Annotated in this window: 20 protein-coding genes and 1 pseudogene; 8 read left to right on the forward strand and 13 right to left on the reverse strand. The window is 53.6% G+C overall.

What is annotated here, in order from left to right:
* Positions 1-16 precede the first annotated feature (16 nt).
* The 8 genes from C772_RS09465 to C772_RS09500 form a co-directional block, all read right to left on the reverse strand.
* The gene (locus C772_RS09465) at positions 17-1000 is read right to left on the reverse strand and encodes a zinc-binding dehydrogenase (RefSeq protein WP_008299524.1); all 984 of its coding nucleotides are present in this window, start codon (positions 998-1000) and stop codon (positions 17-19) included.
* Positions 981-1937 carry an ArsA family ATPase gene (locus tag C772_RS09470; RefSeq protein WP_008299525.1) on the reverse strand — a complete coding sequence of 319 codons (957 nt, stop codon included), beginning with the start codon at positions 1935-1937 and terminating at the stop codon, positions 981-983. The genes C772_RS09465 and C772_RS09470 overlap by 20 nt, the downstream gene beginning before the upstream one ends.
* 13 nt (positions 1938-1950) lie before the next feature.
* A complete protein-coding gene (locus tag C772_RS09475; protein ID WP_200858847.1) occupies positions 1951-2229 on the reverse strand; it encodes a cory-CC-star protein in 279 nt (92 codons plus the stop codon).
* Between the two features lie 38 nt (positions 2230-2267).
* Positions 2268-4004, reverse strand: a complete 1737-nt coding sequence (locus C772_RS09480) for a carbon starvation CstA family protein (RefSeq protein ID WP_008299527.1) — start codon at positions 4002-4004, stop codon at positions 2268-2270.
* A gap of 197 nt (positions 4005-4201) precedes the next feature.
* The gene (locus tag C772_RS09485) at positions 4202-4654 is read right to left on the reverse strand and encodes an NUDIX hydrolase (RefSeq protein WP_008299528.1); all 453 of its coding nucleotides are present in this window, start codon (positions 4652-4654) and stop codon (positions 4202-4204) included.
* Positions 4655-4665: 11 nt separating this feature from the next.
* Positions 4666-5145 (reverse strand): SRPBCC domain-containing protein, encoded by a 480-nt coding sequence (locus tag C772_RS09490; protein ID WP_008299529.1) that lies wholly within the window; start codon positions 5143-5145, stop codon positions 4666-4668.
* 86 nt (positions 5146-5231) lie between these two features.
* Complete coding sequence (locus C772_RS09495; RefSeq protein WP_035002006.1) at positions 5232-6008, reverse strand: exodeoxyribonuclease III; 777 nt, start codon at positions 6006-6008, stop codon at positions 5232-5234.
* A gap of 58 nt (positions 6009-6066) precedes the next feature.
* Entirely contained in the window at positions 6067-6789 is a 723-nt protein-coding gene (locus tag C772_RS09500; protein WP_008299531.1) for a YebC/PmpR family DNA-binding transcriptional regulator, read from the reverse strand.
* A 155-nt stretch (positions 6790-6944) separates the two neighbouring features.
* Here C772_RS09500 and selD point away from each other — a divergent pair, with 155 nt between their 5' ends.
* The 5 genes from selD (at position 6945) to C772_RS09525 (ending at position 11471) form a co-directional block, all read left to right on the forward strand.
* Positions 6945-7985, forward strand: coding sequence for a selenide, water dikinase SelD (gene selD / locus C772_RS09505; protein WP_008299532.1), 1041 nt, complete (start codon positions 6945-6947; stop codon positions 7983-7985).
* 25 nt (positions 7986-8010) lie between these two features.
* Positions 8011-9093, forward strand: coding sequence for a tRNA 2-selenouridine(34) synthase MnmH (gene mnmH, locus C772_RS09510; RefSeq protein ID WP_008299533.1), 1083 nt, complete (start codon positions 8011-8013; stop codon positions 9091-9093).
* A gap of 304 nt (positions 9094-9397) precedes the next feature.
* Complete coding sequence (locus C772_RS09515; RefSeq protein ID WP_008299534.1) at positions 9398-10126, forward strand: ABC transporter ATP-binding protein; 729 nt, start codon at positions 9398-9400, stop codon at positions 10124-10126.
* Positions 10123-10881: an ABC transporter permease gene (locus C772_RS09520; protein WP_008299535.1), complete on the forward strand. Its 759-nt coding sequence runs from the start codon at positions 10123-10125 to the stop codon at positions 10879-10881. Before C772_RS09515 ends, C772_RS09520 begins: the two co-directional genes overlap by 4 nt.
* Before the next feature lie 173 nt (positions 10882-11054).
* Positions 11055-11471: a universal stress protein gene (locus C772_RS09525; protein ID WP_008299536.1), complete on the forward strand. Its 417-nt coding sequence runs from the start codon at positions 11055-11057 to the stop codon at positions 11469-11471.
* A gap of 328 nt (positions 11472-11799) precedes the next feature.
* On the opposite strand, the gene C772_RS09530 is transcribed toward C772_RS09525, so the two are convergent.
* Together C772_RS09530 and C772_RS09535 are read right to left on the reverse strand one after the other, a co-directional pair.
* Entirely contained in the window at positions 11800-12153 is a 354-nt protein-coding gene (locus tag C772_RS09530) for a nuclear transport factor 2 family protein (protein ID WP_008299539.1), read from the reverse strand.
* A gap of 26 nt (positions 12154-12179) precedes the next feature.
* On the reverse strand, positions 12180-12590 hold the full coding sequence (locus C772_RS09535) for a carbonic anhydrase (RefSeq protein ID WP_008299540.1): 411 nt from the start codon (positions 12588-12590) through the stop codon (positions 12180-12182).
* A gap of 511 nt (positions 12591-13101) precedes the next feature.
* Between C772_RS09535 and C772_RS16840 the strand changes: the two are divergent.
* Positions 13102-14125, forward strand: a pseudogene (locus C772_RS16840) (IS1182 family transposase); the annotation flags it as partial.
* Between the two features lie 140 nt (positions 14126-14265).
* On the opposite strand, the gene C772_RS09545 reads toward C772_RS16840, so the two are convergent.
* The 3 genes from C772_RS09545 to C772_RS09555 form a co-directional block, all read right to left on the reverse strand.
* Positions 14266-15453 (reverse strand): MFS transporter, encoded by a 1188-nt coding sequence (locus C772_RS09545; RefSeq protein WP_008299547.1) that lies wholly within the window; start codon positions 15451-15453, stop codon positions 14266-14268.
* Between the two features lie 59 nt (positions 15454-15512).
* The gene (locus tag C772_RS09550) at positions 15513-15932 is read right to left on the reverse strand and encodes a MarR family winged helix-turn-helix transcriptional regulator (RefSeq protein ID WP_008299548.1); all 420 of its coding nucleotides are present in this window, start codon (positions 15930-15932) and stop codon (positions 15513-15515) included.
* A gap of 85 nt (positions 15933-16017) precedes the next feature.
* Entirely contained in the window at positions 16018-16293 is a 276-nt protein-coding gene (locus tag C772_RS09555; protein WP_008299550.1) for a hypothetical protein, read from the reverse strand.
* Between the two features lie 154 nt (positions 16294-16447).
* Here C772_RS09555 and proB point away from each other — a divergent pair, with 154 nt between their 5' ends.
* Together proB and C772_RS09565 are read left to right on the forward strand one after the other, a co-directional pair.
* Complete coding sequence (gene proB / locus C772_RS09560) at positions 16448-17572, forward strand: glutamate 5-kinase (protein WP_008299552.1); 1125 nt, start codon at positions 16448-16450, stop codon at positions 17570-17572.
* Positions 17569-18831 (forward strand): glutamate-5-semialdehyde dehydrogenase, encoded by a 1263-nt coding sequence (locus tag C772_RS09565; RefSeq protein WP_008299555.1) that lies wholly within the window; start codon positions 17569-17571, stop codon positions 18829-18831. The genes proB and C772_RS09565 overlap by 4 nt, the downstream gene beginning before the upstream one ends.
* Positions 18832-19128: the final 297 nt, after the last annotated feature.

Consider the following 19128-nt stretch of genomic DNA (forward strand, 5'->3'; position numbering starts at 1 on the left):
GTCTATTGTCTTCCGCTTAATCCTCAATGCGTATGGCAATTTTGCCGAACTGCGTGCTGTTCTCCAGCTTTTCCATCGCTTCCCGGATGTCATCCAGGGGATAAACCGAATCGACAACCGGATGGATGTCCTTGTTCTCCATCAATTTCAGCAGGTCACGCAGCTCTTCCCGGTTCCCCATTGTCGAGCCGAGAAGATCATACTGTCCGTAGAAGAAAGAGCGCAGGTCGAAACGGATGTGATCATCCGTCGTGGCGCCGAATGAAACGATCCGTCCGCCTTTTTTCAGGACCTCCAGCGCCCGGTTGAACGTCGCTTCGCCCACACTATCAATGATGAGATCGATGGTTTCATCCTTCAGTTCCGCTTTCCAGTCCGCATTCGTGTCGATGGCGAGGTCCGCGCCGATTTCAGCCGCCCGGCTGCGCTTGTCCGCGCTTCTGGAGGAAACGATGACCCTGGCCCCGAGCGCCTTGGCAAACTGGATCAGATAAGTTGCCACGCCGCTTCCCGCCCCCGGAATGAACACTGTCTGGCCTGCCTCGATCTGTCCCCGGGTGACCAGAGCCCGGTATCCCGTCATGGCAGCAAGCGACAGGACGCCGGCCTCTTCCCATGACAGTCCGGCGGGCTTCGGCTCCAGCTGGTCTGCCGGGAGCACGATCTTTTCGGCCATCGTCCCGTTGTCCGGCATGCCAAGGATTTCGAAACCGGCGGGAGGGGCAGCCGACTGCTCCATCCAGCCGAGGGCCGGGTTGATGATGACTTCGTCGCCTTCCTTGAAACGGCTTACTCCTTCCCCGACCCGGCTGACGACACCCGCTCCGTCCGAGCCGATGACGACCGCTTCCTTGTCGGGCCCGAGGCGTCCCGGTATATAGAGGTCACGGCGGTTCAGCCCGGACACTTTCAGTGAGACGACCGCCTCACCCGGACCGGCGGCCGGATCCTCCATCTCCTTCAGTTTCCATTTTCCCATTTCATAAACGAATGCCTTCAATTTGTCCACCTGCCTTAAAATGTTGACTGAATGCCTCCAAATCTTCCATCGAAGCAATATCCCTCGGGAATAGGGGCACATAGATCAGTTCCTGCTCTCCGAATGTTTCTGCGATCAGTTCCAGGTATCCCCGCTCATGCACCCTGCGTTCCCTGAGAAATTCCCCGTCCGCCTCTTTCGGCAGCACCTTATTGACGATCAGGGTCCGGACGTGGAGATGATGGCGGCCGAGAAGCGACACCGCCTTCTCCGTCTCCAGGATCGGCAGCCTTTCAGGATTAAGGACGAAGATGAACCCGGTTTTTTCAGGATCGAGCAGAATCTCCCTCACCCGGGTAAAGCGATCCTGCCGGTCCCGAAGGACATCATAGATGGGATCCTCCACAGGATCTCCGTCATTCAGCAATGCCGAATAGTTTTCGTTCGTCTTTCTTCTCCTCTCCAATAGGCCCCTGATCCAGACTCCCATCAGCTCGGGCAGCGTCAGCAGCCGGATCGTATGGCCTGTCGGAGCCGTATCGAAGATGATCCGGTCAAACCGGTCCCGCTCCTCGAGAAGGATGGTCACCAGCCTGTCAAACAGAGCGGCTTCATCCGCACCGGGAGATGCCTTGGCCGTGTCCAGCTGACGGTTGACTTCGTCTGCCATCGCGGAGTGGACAACCCCCTTCAGATTGTCCTTCACGGTTCCGATGTAGGCCTCGGTCTCCCTGTCCGGATTGATTTCCAGCGCGGACAGGCGCTCAGCCACTTCTGTGATCTCCCCGTCCAATTCCCTCCCGAAAATGTCCCCCGTATTATGTGCCGGGTCAGTGGAAACCAGCAAGGTCCTATGCCCGTCTGCAGCTGACCTGAGGGCAATGGCCGCAGCAGAAGTGGATTTTCCGACTCCGCCCTTTCCCCCGACAAAGATCACTTCTTTGCTCAAAACATCCATTCTGATCCCCCCTTCAGCAGCACCGGATACCGGTCAGCGGGGATTTCTCCATCCCCATCCGGAGGTGCCAGTCGTGAAATTTCTCAATCATGTACGGGTACAGCTCCAGTGTATAGTAATAGACCGGATTTGGGATGCCGATCATCTCGGAATACAGGAGAAGCAGGAAAAGATCATCCTCATCCCGGAGTTCCGCCGCGATTTCCCGCTTATGGGGAAGGCTGATGACTTCCTCGTAATACCGGATCAGTTTCTTGAGTTTTTCCGACAGTTCGATCTGTTCCACCTCCATTAAGAAAGGGGCCGTACGGACGGCCCCCGTTCCCTGCATCAGTCTTCCGCCGGCAGTTTTTGGTCAATGCCCCTCGTCAGGACATTAAAGGCAGTCAGGATGATCCAGACCGCAAACACGAAGATGATTGCTCCGAAGACGAACAGAAGCATATTCGAGTTGCTGCCCCACATCGACCATTCGAAGAACACCTGCTGGAACATGGCGATGAGCGTCATGAACAGGAGGAAGATCATCGGGATCAGCGCGACCATATAGTTCCTGCCAAGCTTTTTCAGCCAGACCGCAATCAGCATCAGGCTGATGCCGGCCAGCAGCTGGTTCGCGGTGCCAAATAGCGGCCACAGCAGATACCCGCCGGATCCGAAGCCGTTCGGCCCTTTGGGGATCAGGACAAGTGCGGCACTGGACAGGACGGCCACGGACGTTGCAACATGCGCTTTGGCAAGGACGGGCATCTTGTACTCCATGCCGATTTCGGCGATGATATAGCGCATGAGACGGACGGAAGAATCCAGTGTCGTCGCCGCAAAGCTGATGATGATGATGGAGACGATCGTTGTGGCGACACTTGCCGGAAGACCAAGTCCTCCCGCCAGGACGGACGCCCCTTCGACGAAGTTTCCGAGTCCGCCGGCGTTGGCTGCACCGAAGCTGCTGTACGCCTCCGTGAATGCGGCGGCACTCGGGAACAGCGTCACGACAGCCAGGATGGAAATCAGCGCCAGGATCCCTTCACCGACCGCTCCGAGGTAGCCGACAAAGCGGGCATCTGTTTCTTTATCCAGTTGCTTGGAGGATGTTCCGGATGACACGAGACCATGGAATCCGGAGATGGCCCCGCACGCAATGGTGATGAACAGGAGCGGGAACCAGGAAACGTCATTTGCCGCATGGACCGCCGGCGCAGTGATTTCAGGATTCGTGAAAATCAGGCCGAGGTACAGAATGCCGAGTCCGACCACGAGCTGATGGGAGTTGATGAAATCACGCGGCTGGAGAAGTTTCCAGACCGGAAGTGTCGAGGCGATATACACATAGATCATGAGGATCACGATCCAGATGAAGAAGGCAGACGACACCGCACCGAGACCGAACAGCCCTGCCCCTTCCTCGCCGCCCATCATGGAGACGAGGTCGACCTGCAGCCAGCTTACCTGGCTGGCGACAATTGCCGTGATGTACATGACCGCAAGTGCGATCAGTGAAGGGACAAGCATCTTCTTCTGCCGCTTATAGACGGCATACCCGATCCAGACTGCCAGAGGTATCTGGATAAATACCGGAATCACACTTGCCGGATACTTGATGAACAGATTCGAGATGACCCAGGCAAATACTGCATTGACCATCAGGACAAGGATCAGGATGATGAACAAAAACAGCATTTTGGCCCGTTGGCCGATCAGCCGGTCCGCAATCGTCCCGACCGACTGGCCCTTGTTTCTGACAGACAGTGCCAGCGTCCCGAAGTCATGGACACCTGCGGCGAACACCGTACCTAAAATGACCCACAGGAAGGCAGGCAGCCAGCCCCAGTAAACGGCAATGGCAGGACCGAGGATCGGAGCTGCTCCTGCTACGGACGTAAAGTGGTGTCCCCACAGGACAAATTTGTTCGTCGGAACAAAATCGACGCCGTCCTTGTACTTGTGTGACGGTGTGACGTAATTCGGATCAAGACGGAAAATGCGTTCTGCGACAAACTTGGAATAATAGCGATAACCGAGCGCGAACACAATCATCCCGATCACGGCAACCAGAATTGCATTCAAACGATTTACCCCCTTTTAATTGGTTATATGGACCCACCTGCCGGCAATTAGCCGCAGTGGCGGAAACCCCTGTATCTCTTTTCGGCACTCTCTCTATGTATATGTGTTCATTATAAGTGAAATTTCCGTTTATTCAAACCTATCAAATAAGTTTATGAGTTTTTTCGGAACAAAAAAATGACGGGTCCGTATCCCCGTCACTTCCTGCTGTTGATATATTGCATGATCTGCTGCCTGATCATCGGGTTCAGACCTTCCGGAAGTTCATCCGGCCGGAAAAATCGGGCATCGGCCGTTTCCTTTCCGTCCGCTCTTGGCTCCTGGTCCCCTGCCGCATGAGCGGCATAGACAATCGTGACGGAATAATACTCGTCGCCATTTTCTAGCCTCGTAAATGTCTGTGGACCGGAAACGACTGTCACGAGAGTCAGTCCGTCAATTTCGATGGCTGTTTCTTCGAGCACTTCGCGGCGGCCCGCCTGCTCTGCGGATTCCCCCAGTTCCATGAACCCGCCCGGAATGCCCCAGCGGCCGTCAAAATCTTTCTTCAGAAGGATCCTGCCAAGGCCGTCCAAGACACCGACCCCCACGCCTGTCAGCAAAAGCGGCCTGCTGCCGGTCAGTTCCCTGAGTTCGCTGATGTATCCCATTCTGATCCCTCCTACAGATTTCCGACGGCAAGACTATAGGCATCATGCCATTTTTCCCAATCAGCATGCCGGTTTTCAGGCTGTCCGCCGTCCAGAAGAATGCCGATTACATCCAGGCAGACATGCCATCCTGCCAGATCCTTCACGGTCTGTCCGGTCAGCTGGTTGACCGTTTCCTTGAACGCCAGCACGGTTCCTGTCCCATCAGAGACCAGGTCAAACCGCACCACGTCACCGAACCAATCAAACTCAACTGTTTCTCCCGATTCAAATCTGAAAATCTCCAGCTTCTCTATCCCATGTTCTCCCATATCGAAAAGGTAATGGCCGCCTTCGGCTGCTTCACCCATCCGCAGCTCATCAAACCAGCGGGAAAGCCGGTCATTATCGGTCAGGTAAGTCCACACTTCCGCTTTCCCATGCGGATACCGGACTTCCCGATAAGCCGTCAGCCCTTCTCCGTTCCTGTTCAATTCAGCGATTTCAGCCATTTGTCTCCCCCTCAGAAAAAAATCAATCCGCCCTGCCAACATTTCGGCAGGACAGATCCGGAATCCTTCTTAAATTGATAAACCGATCAGGACACTGCCCGGCCTGGCTCAAGGTCGGCCTCAAGGACAATCGGGCAATGATCGCTCCCCATGATGTCACAATGGATATCCGCGTTTGTCAGAAGCGGCCCCAGCCGGTCCGAGGCGAGAAAGTAATCGATCCGCCATCCGATGTTCCTTTCGCGGACCTTGTTCATATACGACCACCAGGAGTAGACATCGGTCCGGTCGGGATAAAAGTGCCGGAATGTATCAATGAAACCCGCATCGAGCAGTTCAGTCATCTTCCTGCGCTCCTCGGAGGTGAAGCCCGAATTGCCGACATTTGTCTTGGCGTTTTTCAGGTCGATCTCCCTGTGGGCGACATTCAGGTCACCGCATAGGATCACCGGTTTTTCTTGGTCCAGCCGCTTGACATGGTCCAGGAAGCGGTCTTCCCATTCCAGCCGGAACGGCAGACGGGCCAGATCCCGCTGGGAGTTGGGCGTATAGACGGTAATCAGATAAAAAGCCGGAAATTCGAGGGTGAGAATTCTTCCTTCTTCCTGGGCATCCTCATCACCGAGGCCGTAGCTGACAGAGAGCGGCTCGTGCTTCGTGAACACCGCAGTGCCGGAGTAGCCTTTTTTCACTGCGTAGTTCCAATACTGATGATAGCCGTCCAGCTCCAGGCTGATCTGGCCCTCCTGCAGCTTCGTCTCCTGCACACAGAAGATATCGGCATCCACTTCATTGAAATAATCAAGAAACCCTTTTTTCACGCAGGCTCTCAGGCCATTTACATTCCACGAAACTAATTTCATCCTGGTGCTCCTTTCATGCAAAAACCCGCCTTCCATGGAGGGCGGGCATGCCAGGCTATTATTCATCGCCGAGGTCGACATTGTGATAGACCTGCTGGACATCTTCCAGGTCGTCAAGCACGTCGATCATTTTTTCGAACTGGGCCTGATCCTCTTCACTGAGCGATACTTCCGTCTGTGGAAGCATGCTGAGTTCAGCCACCTGGAATTCGGTGATGCCGTTTTTCTTGAAGGCTTCCTGAACAGTGTGGAAATCCTCGGGCTCGGCGTAGACGATCACGCTGCCCTCTTCCTCGAACACGTCACGGACTTCAATGTCTTCTTCCATCAGCATCTCGAGGATTTCTTCCTCGCCTTTGCCTTCGGTGGCGAAAACAGCCGTTGAGTCGAACATGTAGGAGACCGATCCTGCCACACCCATATTGCCGCCGTTTTTGCCGAATGCTGCCCGCACTTCCGATACCGTCCGGTTGACGTTGTTGGAAAGTGCATCGACGATCACCATCGAACCGCCGGGACCGAAGCCTTCATAACGGAACTCATCGAAGTTTTCATCCGAGCCGCCTTTCGCTTTATCAATGGCCCGGTCGACGATGTGCTTGGGTACGTTATAGGTTTTCGCGCGCTCAAGCACCATTTTAAGTGCCTGGTTGGATTCCGGATCCGGTTCGCCGCGCCGTGCAGCCACGTAAATTTCACGGCCGAACTTTGCGTTTACCCGGCTGGTGCTCTGGTCTTTTGCAGCTTTCTTGTCCTTGATATTGTTCCATTTACGACCCATGGGATCCACTCTCTTTCGGATTTGAACTTCTCTGCAATAATATAGTATACCATTTTCTCCTAGCAATATGAACACCGAAGCGTTGCTCCCCTACCCGAAAGGGACGATATGATATCATGGAAAGAAAAGACTTGCCAAAGAAAGGCCGGGATGACATGGCTTCAATCAAATTGACTACACTCACAAAAAAAGGCGGATGCGGATGCAAAATCGGACCTGCAGATCTCGCGGGCGTACTTAAAGAACTGCCTGCAGCCGTTCCGGACCCAAATCTTCTCGTCGGTCTCGACACAAGCGATGATGCGGGCGTCTACAAGTTGACTGATGACCTTGCACTTGTCCAGACAACCGACTTTTTCACGCCGATCGTCGATGATCCTTATGACTTCGGCCAGATTGCCGCAACCAATGCCATCAGCGACATCTATGCCATGGGCGGCAAACCTGTCACGGCTTTGAACATCGTGGCGTTCCCGATCGGAAACCTTGACAAGAAAATCCTTGCCGATATCCTGCGGGGCGCAGCGGATAAAATGAAGGAAGCCGGCGTCACGCTTGTCGGCGGCCATTCAATCGATGACCAGGAACCGAAATACGGTCTTGCCGTCACCGGGACGATCCACCCGGACAAAATCCGCACGAATGCCGGAGCCAAGCCCGGTGACAAACTGATCCTGACAAAGCCGATCGGTGTCGGCATCTATACGACCGCGCTGAAACGCGGCCTTCTTTCCGAGGAAGATATCCGGGACGTGACGAAAGTGATGACAACGCTGAACAAAACCGCGGCCGAGACCATGGACGGATACGATGTCCATGCCACTACCGATGTGACCGGTTTCGGACTCCTCGGACATGCAACGGAAATGGCTCAGGGCAGCAAAACAGGACTTGTCATCCGCTCGGAGGATGTTCCTGTCCTGCCCCGCACCCATGAACTCGCCGAGCAGGGCGCAGTCCCGGGCGGCACCAAAAACAACCATGCGCATGTGGCGGACAGCATCGCCTATCCGGATTCGATGGATGAAACCGGGCAGTGGATCCTCTGTGACGCGGTTACCTCTGGCGGCCTCCTCGCTGCAGTGGAAGGCAGTCAGGCGGACGGACTGCTGGAAGCCCTCCGTAAAAACGGGGTTGATGCGCATATCATCGGCGAAGTGACTGAAGAACACGCAGGAACCATCCGGGTCCTGTAAGCCACGATAAGGAAAGAGATGAATCATGAAGCGAGAACTTACACTCGATGAATTATTTAAGCTGCGGCAAAACGGGTATCACGCCATCGTGGATGTGCGATCCCCGAAAGAGTACGCCGAAGGCACGATGCCCGGCGCCATCAATATCCCGATCTTTGACAACGAAGAGCGGGCGGAAGTCGGCACCATCTATAAGCAGGAAGGCCAGCAGGCAGCGATGAAGCGCGGCCTGGAGATCTTCTCCGCCAAACTTCCTGAATACGTTGATGAATTCCGCAATCTGGACAGGCCGTTCACAGTCTTTTGCTGGCGCGGCGGCATGCGGAGCAAAACAGCCGCAACGATGACAGATCTGATGGGCCTGCGTGCCAGCAGGCTAATCGGGGGCATCCGCACCTATCGCCAGTGGGTGGTTTCCGAACTGGAAAAAGCGGAATTCCGTCCGCCTCTCATCGTCCTGAACGGATACACGGGCGGCGGCAAAACAGCAATCCTCCACCGCCTGGAACAGGACGGGTTCCCCGTCATGGACCTGGAGGGGATGGCCGGCCACCGTGGCTCCATTTTCGGGGCGATCGGCATGGAGCCGAGCAACCAGAAAAAGTTCGATGCCCTCCTGGTCGGTGCCATGAAGAAATATGAAGATGCGCCCTATGTCATCATCGAAGGGGAAAGCAGGAGGATCGGGAAAGCAGTCCTTCCCGAGTTCTTCGACCGCAAGAAGAATGAGGGCCTTCATCTGTTCCTCCGACTGCCGATCGAGGAGAGGGTGCAGAACATCCTGAATGATTATGACACGGATGCCTATCCGGAAAAATTCCTTGAAGCCTTTTCCAAAATCGAGCGCAGAATCCATACGCCCATTGCCAAGGAGATCCGCGACCACCTAGAGGCAAACCGGTTCCGGGAAGCCTTCCGCCTGCTTCTGGAGTTCTACTATGACCCCCGCTACGAGCACTCTGCGGGCCTGGATGAACATGACGAACGCCAGATTTTCATCGATGCGGATCATATGGACGACGCCTACCGGAAAGTCCGCCAGCAGATCCAGCGCATCGGAAGAAAGCTTGCATCCGGGGAAGCCGCTGCGGAGCAGGATCAGAATTAAGGCAAGCAGTAAAAGCAGACGGGGAACCATTGTCATCCCCCGCCTGCTTTTTCATTTGCCGTAGGAACGTCACGGACACTGAAACCAAGCCGGAAAATCGGTTTCATCATTCATTACTTTAATTTCACTATTCATCCTTCCAATCTCGTCATTCGGGTATGTGGCCGCGCGAATGACGAAACTGGCGATACGAATGACGGGACTCTAGCCTTGAATGACGAAATTGGATTCGGCAGGTTACCAACTTCACCTGAAATATGCTACATTACAATTATTCTAAATTAGGTTTCAGGAGCGATGCCAAGTGACAACATATCAACCAGCCATCCACTTCAAGGATGTCCGATATTCGATTGACGGGAAACCGATCCTGGGCCCGATCACCGGGTCATTCCCGGCAGGACGGATCACGACACTGGTCGGTCCCTCCGGCGCAGGAAAAACGACAGTCCTCAAGTTATGCAATGGCCTTCTATCCCCCGATTCGGGCGAGATTCTTGTGCAGGGCCATCCCGTGGAATCCATGGAACCGACTGCGCTCCGGCGCAAGGTCGGGATGGCACTCCAGGATGCCCCGATGGTGAGCGGATCTGTCTATGACAACCTGGCATTGCCGCTCCGGCTTCAAAAAAAGGAACTTTCGGAAGCAGATGCCGTCTCCTGGCTGGAGGATGTCGGCCTGTCGAGCGAGTATCTCCATAAGAAAGCGACTGAGCTGTCCGGCGGTCAGCGGCAGAAGGTGTCCATTGCACGGACACTTGTCAATCGCTCAGATATTTTATTGATGGACGAGATCACTTCAGCTCTCGACCGGGGCTCAAGGCGCGAAATCGAGTCACTCGTCACACGCATCAACGAAAAATATGGCACGTCGATCATCTGGATTACCCACAACCTGGAGCAGGCCATCTCCATCGGCGACTACACATGGGTACTGATCGCCGGTGAACTGGTCGAAACCGGAGAAAGCCGGATTCTGGAAGACCCTACGGACGAACGGGTACGCCGATTTGTAAAGGGGGAACTGAAATGAGCCCGATTGCCCTGTCACTGACACTTATTTTCGTCCTGATCCCCCTGTTCCTATCCAGGACACTGAACCTAGGGCTTGAGAAAGACACGGTCATCGCAACGGTCCGGTCAATCATCCAACTGTTTGCAGTGGGTTATATCCTTAAATTTGTCTTTGACTCCGACAGCTATATCTATATTCTGCTGATGATTGCACTCATGATTTTTGCCGCGGTCCATAATGCTTCAAAAAAAGGCAAGGCCATTCCCGGCATCATATGGAAGATCACCGTAACGATCATCGCGGTTGAAGTGCTGACCCAGGGAATCCTGCTCGGCTTCGGCATCGTACCGGCAACCGCCCAGTACATCATTCCGATCAGCGGGATGGTCGTAGGGAATTCGATGGTTCTCTCCATCCTGTTCCTGAACCGTTTCACATCCGAGATGGATGCGCACAGGAACCGCACCGAGCTGATTCTGTCACTCGGAGGCACCCCGAAGCAGGCCGTCCATTCGCAACTGACGGATGCCATCAAAGCCAGCACCATCCCGACGATCGAAAGCCAAAAAACAATGGGGCTCGTCCAGTTGCCGGGCATGATGAGCGGCCAGATCATCGCCGGAGCCGATCCGGTACAGGCGGTTCAGTTCCAGCTCCTCATCCTGTTCCTCCTACTGACAACTGCCGTCGTTTCAAGCATTCTGCTCGGCTTCCTTTCCTATCCGTCCCTGTTCAATGAACGGATGCAGATGATCCGTCAGACAAACGAATAAACAATGCCCGCAGCCATGATTCCAGGCTGCGGGCATTTCAAATAAGGCATAAAGAAGGATTTTCCTTTTGCCGGACGGAACCTCTTCCATATAGGAACGCTATGCTGAGTGAATACCAAAGTTTCCGGGAAGAGTATAAACATGTCTGCCAGAGACTGAGGAGGAGATTGTAAATGTACAAACGGATACTGCTCGCCGTAGACGGTTCAGACCATTCGATCCGGGCCGCCGAACATGCCGCCGCACTTGCAAAAGCGATGGATGGCGCCATAGAGATCGCGTATGTGGCCGATTTCTCAAAATCCAAGGATGCCGTCCTGCATGCAAGGGGCCGTTCGGACCTGGAGATGCAGAGAAGGCAGCGTCTCCTCCCGGCTGAAGATTTGCTGAAAACAAATGACATCCCCTATGAAGTGAACATCCTGCACGGCGAGCCGGGCCCGGCAATCGTTTCCCACGCCAACGCCCATTCATTCGATCTGGTCATTATCGGAAGCCGAGGACTGAACCCTCTGCAGGAAATGGTTCTCGGCAGTGTCAGCCACAAAGTCATGAAACGTTCAGACTGTCCGGTAATGATCATAAAATGACCTTCGTTTTGGAAATGAAAAACGGGGGCTGCGAAATCAATCCGCAGCTCCCGTTTTTGCCGTGCCTGATCAGCGCCAGTTTTTCATAATTCCGAGACCGATGATGGCGATGAATGCAACAATCGAAACGATGATCAGAATCGGAAGTAAAGTATCTCCCAGGTAATTCAAGGCAGTTCCTCCTTAACACCAATTCAATAACTTTATCCGGGTGTAACCCCTCATTCTACATTGTACCCCATACCCGGATTTTGTGACAGATATTCTCTGCCAAATTTGTGGACGGAGCTCCTTCAAATCAACATTTCTTCACGATTCCGCCACTTCTTTACTTGTCCGGAACCGGTGTCCCCTGATGAAACAGCATCTTCCAGGTAATGCCGTCAGATTTCCAGATCGAACTTCGGTTTGCTGCTCGTCCGGTTTCTTTGTCCACTGTCCGGTAAAGGGCCAAAACCGCATGCTCCCCGATGGTCTGCAGACGAAATTGCTCGATGTTCAGTCGGACGCTGCCGAGTGAACCTGCACTTATACAATCGGCTTTGGAAAAACATCCGCCAGACTTGCCGAATTCAAAAAACGATTCATCGAGAAACGGACCAAAACGATTGGGATCGTTCCTGACCTGATTGTCCAGCAGGGCCGTTTCAAGCTTCAGAATATGCGCTGTCAACGCTTCCAATTTCGGTCATCATCCTTCATGAGGATTTAAGCTTCCACAGGTTTGTCAGACTTGATGCAGACGATTTCGACTTCCCACTTTTCATTAATGTAAAGCCCGGCAATTTCTTTGAAACCGAGGTTCCACGATTCGATGAGATCCACAGAGTCCAGGATCTTGCCTTTTTTCTTTTCTGCACTCACGGGATATCCGGCACAGTCATAGTGGCCTGCAATGGCAATATACTGCGATCCATGGCGGTCGGTCGAGACGCGGACACGGTCATAGATATTCTCGATCAGCACTTTGTTATCGCTCCTGAGCAATTTGTTCGGGCCGGCTTCTGTGATCATGTCCACATATAGCGCATCGTAGCGTTGTTTCATCCAATTCATGACCGGTTCCTGAACACGGCCGTCCATACAGTTGATCGCTGTTACAAATTCATTCTTCGCCATGACGTTCCTCCGTTTCCGGACGGCCGGATGGGCACGTACCGATTAATCTTCCACAAGCTATTTATAGAATATCAATTTTCCCGTCCACTGAAGCGAATAGTTGAGAATTTTGTCGAAATCGTTCTATAGTCATGGTTCTCCGGAAAGGGATCCTACGAATCGTTGACCCTGAAAAGCAGGACCATCGTTCGGTTGTAAGCGATTATACAGCATTCCCCCCGTTCCGTCTCCGAAAAACAAAAAAGGATGCCATAATTGGCATCCCAGACTGTAGACAAAGTGAGTGGAATACTCCTTTGTCTACAGTTTTTTCTATTCCTGAAAATCCTTCGGATTTCCGCTGCGGGCCCTCGCTTACCGCGGGCGTTGCCGACGCCAATGCGAAGTTTGGCGTCTGCGCTCAAAAGCGAAAGCGTTGAGCGGCATTAGCTGCACTCCTCGAGCTGCGCTCTGCGGGGTCTTCGGCTAACGCTTTTCCCGCAGGTGTCTCGGGCCCTCCGCTTCAATCCAACGGCGATTCAAGGACACAGACCTATTCGAACAGATCTTCTACCGGATCCATAAACAGGTGGCGGACCGTGGGTTGCTCCGTGCGGAGCACGTGTTTATCGATTCCACTCACGTCAAGGCCAGCGCAAACAAGCTGAAGTTCACGAAAAAAGTGGTCCGTAAGGAAACATGCGCCTACCAGTCCCTACTCGAAGAAGAGATCAACGCCGACCGTGAGGACAACGGAAAGAAGCCTTTCCCTCCGGACAAGTGGGACCGTGTAGAGGAGAAGGAGATCAAGGAGAGCACGACTGATCCCGAAAGCGGCTATTACGTCAAAGACGAGCGGGAAAAGAAATTCGCCTATTCCTGTCACGCAGCCACTGATCGGAACGGATTCTTCCTCGCCTCAATCGTGACACCCGGAAATGTCCATGACAGCCCCATATCTTCGAAACGTTGCTGAATGCCGTCAAAGAGAAAGTCGGAAAGCCGCTTGCCGTTGCTGCTGATGCCGGATACAAAACGCCTCATATCGCAAAGGTCATGATTGATGACGGAATCCGCCCTTGCCTGCCTTACACCAGGCCGCGCGGGAAAAAGGTTATCTGAGAAAAAGCGAGTTCCACTACGATTCCGAGAAGAATGCCTACCTCTGTCCAAACAGACAGGAACTCCGGTATTCGACCACCAATAAGCAAGACTACCGGGAATATAAGTCCAATGGGACCAAATGTGCAGGTTGTCCGCTGCTAGCTCAGTGCACTCAAAGCCAGAACCATGTAAAAGTTATCACCCGGCATGTCTGGCAGGACTACCTTGATCAGGCAGAATCCATTCGGCTCACCCCGGAAAACAAAAAAATCTATGCAAGGCGAAAAGAGACCGTCTAACGCGGTTTCGGAGATGCCAAGGAGAAGTGTGGCATGCGATGGACGACCCTTCGCGGAAGGGCAAAAATGTCCATGCAGGCGATGCTTACTTTTGCTGCCTTGAATCTGAAGAGATTGGCCTGTTGGACCTGGGAGTCACCGGAACCGGCCTGACGGCCGGTCAATCCAAGGGAATTTAAGGGGCAAAACACTCGAAAAATCTACATGAATGACAAAACGTACCCAGAAAGATTTCTTCTGGGTACGTTTTGTCTACAGTCTGAAAGGATGCCATAATTGGCATCCTTTGAGGTTTATGCAGTTTTTCTTTCCCGGTGTTCCCTGACGCCATACACAGCGATATATAAGACAAGTGCGAATAGGACTATACCGGCGAGAAGCTTATAGATTCCGGAATATCCGATGATCGGAACGAGGCTTCCAAGGATGTAGGGGCCGAATCCTACACCAAAATCGAGGAAGATGAAAAATGTGGAAGTGGCGAGTCCCATCCTGTGAGGATCCGCGACTTTGACAGAGAGGGCCTGCGCACTCGACTGGAAGTTACCAAAACCAAGGCCGATCAGCACGCCCGCTCCCAGCAGCATGGCGCCTGTCACCGATTCACTCAGCAAAGTCAGGCCGCCGGCAAAAAGGAGGAGTGCAGGCACGACAACGATGTTGCCGCCCTTCAGATCCAAGAGCTTTCCGGTGAAAGGCCGCGACAGCAGCACCGTGACCGCGTAAACGAGGAAGAAGAAACTCGAAGCTGTAACCAAGTCCATTTCTTCCGCGTAAAACATGATAAAGCTCAACACCCCGCCATAAGAAATCGCTACAAACAGAGTGACTATGCCGATCGGAAGCGCATTTTTCTCCATGACTGACCAGATGCTGAATCGTTCCTTTTCCTTTTGTTCATGGGTAAATGCCAGATCCTCATCCGTTTTGATCATAATTGCCAGGATAAACGAGGCGAGAGCCAGAATCGTACAGAAAAAGAAGAGCATCGCAAACGGCAGATTCTTTGCGAGCAGGATTCCGAGGAATGGACCGAGCGCAGCGCCAAGAACGGAAAACATGCTATAGTAACCGATCCCCTCCCCCCTGCGGTTCGGAGGCAGTATACGGGCAACGATGGATCCCGTTGCAGTCGAACCGACTCCCATTCCAATGCCGTGAATAAACCGGATCAGCAGGAGAAGCGGAAGGTTAAAGGCAAGGAAGTAGGTAGCGCCCGAGATTACATAAAGAAGGGTTCCCGCCACCAGGACTTTCTTATTGCCGACTTTTTCGACAAGCGGTCCTGCAACAAACCTTGCCATAAGCGCACCAATAATATAGGAACCGGAGACGAGGCCGGCTGTGCCGGCGTCTGCCCCGAATCGGTCCGCGGCAAACGGGCCGATCGTCACCATCAACAGGTACATCACAATAATAAGGAAAAAGTTAATAAGTGATGCGAAAATAAAATCTTTCGTCCAAAGCTGCTGTTTTTGCATGGAAAACCTCTTTCTAATCTTCATGGAAATTTATCAGCCACAATAAAAAACTCCCTCCGTTACAGCCTTTGCTGCATCTCCAGGAAGCGTGTGATCATGGCATTCAGTTCTTGTTCGGGAATATCGCCGATCACTTCCCGTTCAAGCTTTTCAACTGCAGACGATGTCTTTTCATATACTTCCCGTCCATGAATGGTCAGCAGGATAATCTTGGCCCGCCGGTCCTCCCCCGGGCGGGTTTCAATCAGGCCGCTTTCCATCAACTGCTGAATCGTTCTGGAGACAGTCGGCTTTTCGACAAACTGCCTTGCTGCCAGCTCCGCAGGTGTCATTTCTTCCTGCTCCGCTATCAGCCGGAGCGCCGACCATTGGGGAACAGTGAGGCCATCTTTCGCCAGAACATCTGCAGTCCTTTGGATAAACGGGCGGTATATGTCCGTAAATCTCCTAAAAAACAGCTGATGGGTTTTTAGTTCCATATTATCCACCACTTTTATTAGTTAGTTTTGCTAACTAATAATATCATACTGAAGTTGCCTGCGTCCATAAAAAACAGCAGATGGCTTATTTGCCATCCACTGCTTCCGGTAAGTATACGGTCTCGCCTGATTGATTGTTTACTGGGATTTCTGCTGTGTAGTCCAGCTTCATTTTCTCCAGCTCGAGTTTCATCTTTTCCGTTTCGGCAATAAAGTTCTGCTGTTTCAGTTTTTCAAGTTCAATTTCATCCTGGAGCCTGTCAGCCTGGTATCTGGCCATTCTTCTCCTGTGATCCGTAATAATCGCAGTCAGCGGGATGCTCATGACGATCATTACAATAAAAATTGCTTCCGGCATCATTTACAGCTCCCCTGTTTCATTTTATAGAGATACGGTTTACTATTAGAAAAAGATTCACATCAAGGAGAAAATATATTTTGCGCCAGATTCTTGTTGATTAAATATCAGAAATGTTGCATAATCATTCTTAACATTCGTATGGGGGGCGTTTCGGTTGAAGAAAAGGCGGGTTGTCGTCAAAATCGGCAGCAGTTCACTGACAGATACGTGCGGCGGGTTGTCGAAACCGAAGGTCCAGGAGCATGCGGCGGCAATCGCTTTGCTGATGAAGAGCGGCCATGAAGTGGTCCTCGTGTCTTCCGGTGCCGTTGCCGCAGGTTTCCGGGACCTCGGATATGCCGTCCGCCCCGGTACAACTGCCGGCAAGCAGGCTGCGGCCGCAGTCGGACAAGGACTGCTCATGCAGGCGTACACCGATGCCTTCCGAAGCCACGGTATCGTGACCGCACAGCTGCTGCTCACAAGACAGGATCTGATGCGGAAGGAACGCTTCCATAATACCGGCAGGATGCTCGAAGAACTTCTTCACAGAGGGGCCCTGCCGATTGTGAACGAGAACGATTCGGTATCGGTCGAAGGAATAACGTTCGGGGACAACGATATGCTCTCGGCACTCGTCGCAGGGCTCGTGCACGCCGATTTCCTTGCGATTCTCACCGACGTGAACGGGCTCTATGACGGCAATCCGAACCATGATCCGGATGCCAAGAAGTACACGTTCATCCCTGAAATCCATGATGGCCTTCTCCGTCAGGCGTCGGGCGCGGGTTCGTCGGTCGGTACCGGCGGCATGCGTTCAAAGGTCCTCGCCGCAAGGACCGCAGGAAGCCTTGGGGTCCATGTATTCATCGGGACGGGAGACGGCGCCGAAAAACTCCTTGATATTGTGGAAGGACGCGGTGACGGAACGTATATCGGCATCTCCTCGCTCATGTCCGGCAAGGATTCCAAGCGATGGTTGGCCCTTTGCTCAGTGCCGGCCGGAAGCATTACGGTGGACGGCGGCGCGGCCCGGGCTCTTGCAGGAAAAGGAACCAGCCTCCTCCCTGTGGGAATCACCTCTGTCAGCGGAAACTTCAAACAGGGAGAAGTAGTCAATGTCCTTGATGAGGACGGTGAACTGATCGGCAGAGGCATGGTGAACTATCCTGCCGATACGGTCAGCAAAATCATCGGCAAACCAGGAGACGAAGCGATGAAGATTTCCGGCGGGACCACGCCTGAAGTCATCCACTGCAACCGGTGGATCCATCTTAAAACCAAGGAGGCGGTACGATGACGAATGTACAGACTACCCAAGCAGATGAGCTTCAGATAAAAGGGCAAAAAGCCAAGCAGGCTGCCGCTATGATGGGCGTGCTGCCGACGTCCGCTAAAGACGGGGCGCTTAAAGCCATCTCGGCAGGACTCCTGCACAATACACCCTATCTCCTCGATGCCAACCGGGCCGATCTGGACGCCGGACGTGCAGCCGGGCTTTCCGAATCACTTCTGGACCGCCTGATGCTCGATGAAGCACGCATCCGGGCCATTGCAGATGCGCTGATCGACCTTACCCGACTCGCCGATCCGGTCGGCCAGGTACTGGAGGAATGGGAGCGGCCGAACGGATTAAAATTGTCCACTGTCCGCGTCCCGCTCGGTGTCGTCGGCATCATCTATGAAGCCCGGCCAAATGTCACGGTCGATGCCGCAGCGCTCTGCCTCAAAACGGGAAATGCCGTGATCCTGAGAGGCAGCTCATCCGCCATCCGCTCCAACATGGCACTGGTGAGCGTCATCCGGGAGGCCGTCGCCACGGCCGGGCTTCCTGAAGATGCCGTACAGCTTGTGGAAGACACAAGCCGTGAAACAGCGTCCCGCCTGTTCAAGATGAATGATGTCCTGGACGTCCTCATACCCCGGGGCAGCGCAAACCTGATCCGGACCGTCGTCGACAATGCGACCGTTCCGGTGATCGAGACCGGCGCCGGAAACTGCCATGTCTATATTGACGAATCCGCCGATAAGGAGATGGCGATCCGGATTGCGGTCAATGCCAAGACACAGCGGCCTTCCGTCTGCAATGCAGCGGAAAAGATTCTGATCCACCAGAACTGGCCCCACACCGCGGAACTTGTCGCCGCTCTCCAATGGGAGGGTGTCGTCGTCCATGGTGACGAAGCCGTCATTGATCTCGCAGATGGTGTGCTGGTCGCGTCCGAGGAAGACTGGGCAATGGAATACCTCGACCTCGAGGCCGCCATCAGGATCGTCTCCTCCACCGAAGAGGCCATCACCCATATCAATACGTACGGCACACGGCACTCCGAAGCCATTGTGACGTCCAGCCTGCAAGAAGCAAAGAAATTCCAGATGGGAGTGGATGCCGCGGCGGTCTATCACAATGCCTCCACCCGCTTTACAGATGGCTTTGAGTTCGGTTTCGGTGCGGAACTCGGGATCAGCACCCAGAAACTGCATGCGCGCGGGCCGATGGGACTCCCGGCCCTCACATCCGTAAAGACACTCATCTCGGGCAATGGGCAGTGCAAGTAACCATTCGCCATTCCTGATAAAAATCCTGCAGGACAAATACAGCCGGCTCCGATTCACGGAGCCGGCTCAGACTGTAGACAAAGTGAGTGGAATACTCCTTTGTCTACAGTTTTTTCTATTCCTGAAAATCCTCCGGATTTCCGCTGCGGGCCCTCGCTTACCGCGGGCGTTGCCTTAGCCTCCTCGAGCTGCGCTCTGCGGGGTCTTCGGCTAACGCTTTTCCCGCAGGTGTCTCGGGCCCTCCGCTTCAATCCGCCATAAGGCTTATTGAGGCAAACGGTACCTGTTACTATAATC

The sequence above is a fragment of the Bhargavaea cecembensis DSE10 genome (genome assembly GCF_000348905.1).
GTDB lineage: Bacteria > Bacillota > Bacilli > Bacillales_A > Planococcaceae > Bhargavaea > Bhargavaea cecembensis.

Bases quoted from the DNA above. Each gene is read 5' to 3' on its own strand.
- C772_RS09470 (WP_008299525.1), bottom strand. From the start codon at position 1,937: ATGGATGTTTTGAGCAAAGAAGTGATCTTTGTCGGGGGAAAGGGCGGA.
- C772_RS09475 (WP_200858847.1), bottom strand. From the start codon at position 2,229: ATGGAGGTGGAACAGATCGAACTGTCGGAAAAACTCAAGAAACTGATC.
- C772_RS09485 (WP_008299528.1), bottom strand. From the start codon at position 4,654: ATGGGATACATCAGCGAACTCAGGGAACTGACCGGCAGCAGGCCGCTT.
- C772_RS09490 (WP_008299529.1), bottom strand. From the start codon at position 5,145: ATGGCTGAAATCGCTGAATTGAACAGGAACGGAGAAGGGCTGACGGCT.
- C772_RS09495 (WP_035002006.1), bottom strand. From the start codon at position 6,008: ATGAAATTAGTTTCGTGGAATGTAAATGGCCTGAGAGCCTGCGTGAAA.
- C772_RS09500 (WP_008299531.1), bottom strand. From the start codon at position 6,789: ATGGGTCGTAAATGGAACAATATCAAGGACAAGAAAGCTGCAAAAGAC.
- selD (WP_008299532.1), top strand. From the start codon at position 6,945: ATGGCTTCAATCAAATTGACTACACTCACAAAAAAAGGCGGATGCGGA.
- mnmH (WP_008299533.1), top strand. From the start codon at position 8,011: ATGAAGCGAGAACTTACACTCGATGAATTATTTAAGCTGCGGCAAAAC.
- C772_RS09520 (WP_008299535.1), top strand. From the start codon at position 10,123: ATGAGCCCGATTGCCCTGTCACTGACACTTATTTTCGTCCTGATCCCC.
- C772_RS09525 (WP_008299536.1), top strand. From the start codon at position 11,055: ATGTACAAACGGATACTGCTCGCCGTAGACGGTTCAGACCATTCGATC.
- C772_RS09535 (WP_008299540.1), bottom strand. From the start codon at position 12,590: ATGGCGAAGAATGAATTTGTAACAGCGATCAACTGTATGGACGGCCGT.
- C772_RS09545 (WP_008299547.1), bottom strand. From the start codon at position 15,453: ATGCAAAAACAGCAGCTTTGGACGAAAGATTTTATTTTCGCATCACTT.
- C772_RS09550 (WP_008299548.1), bottom strand. From the start codon at position 15,932: ATGGAACTAAAAACCCATCAGCTGTTTTTTAGGAGATTTACGGACATA.
- C772_RS09555 (WP_008299550.1), bottom strand. From the start codon at position 16,293: ATGATGCCGGAAGCAATTTTTATTGTAATGATCGTCATGAGCATCCCG.
- C772_RS09565 (WP_008299555.1), top strand. From the start codon at position 17,569: ATGACGAATGTACAGACTACCCAAGCAGATGAGCTTCAGATAAAAGGG.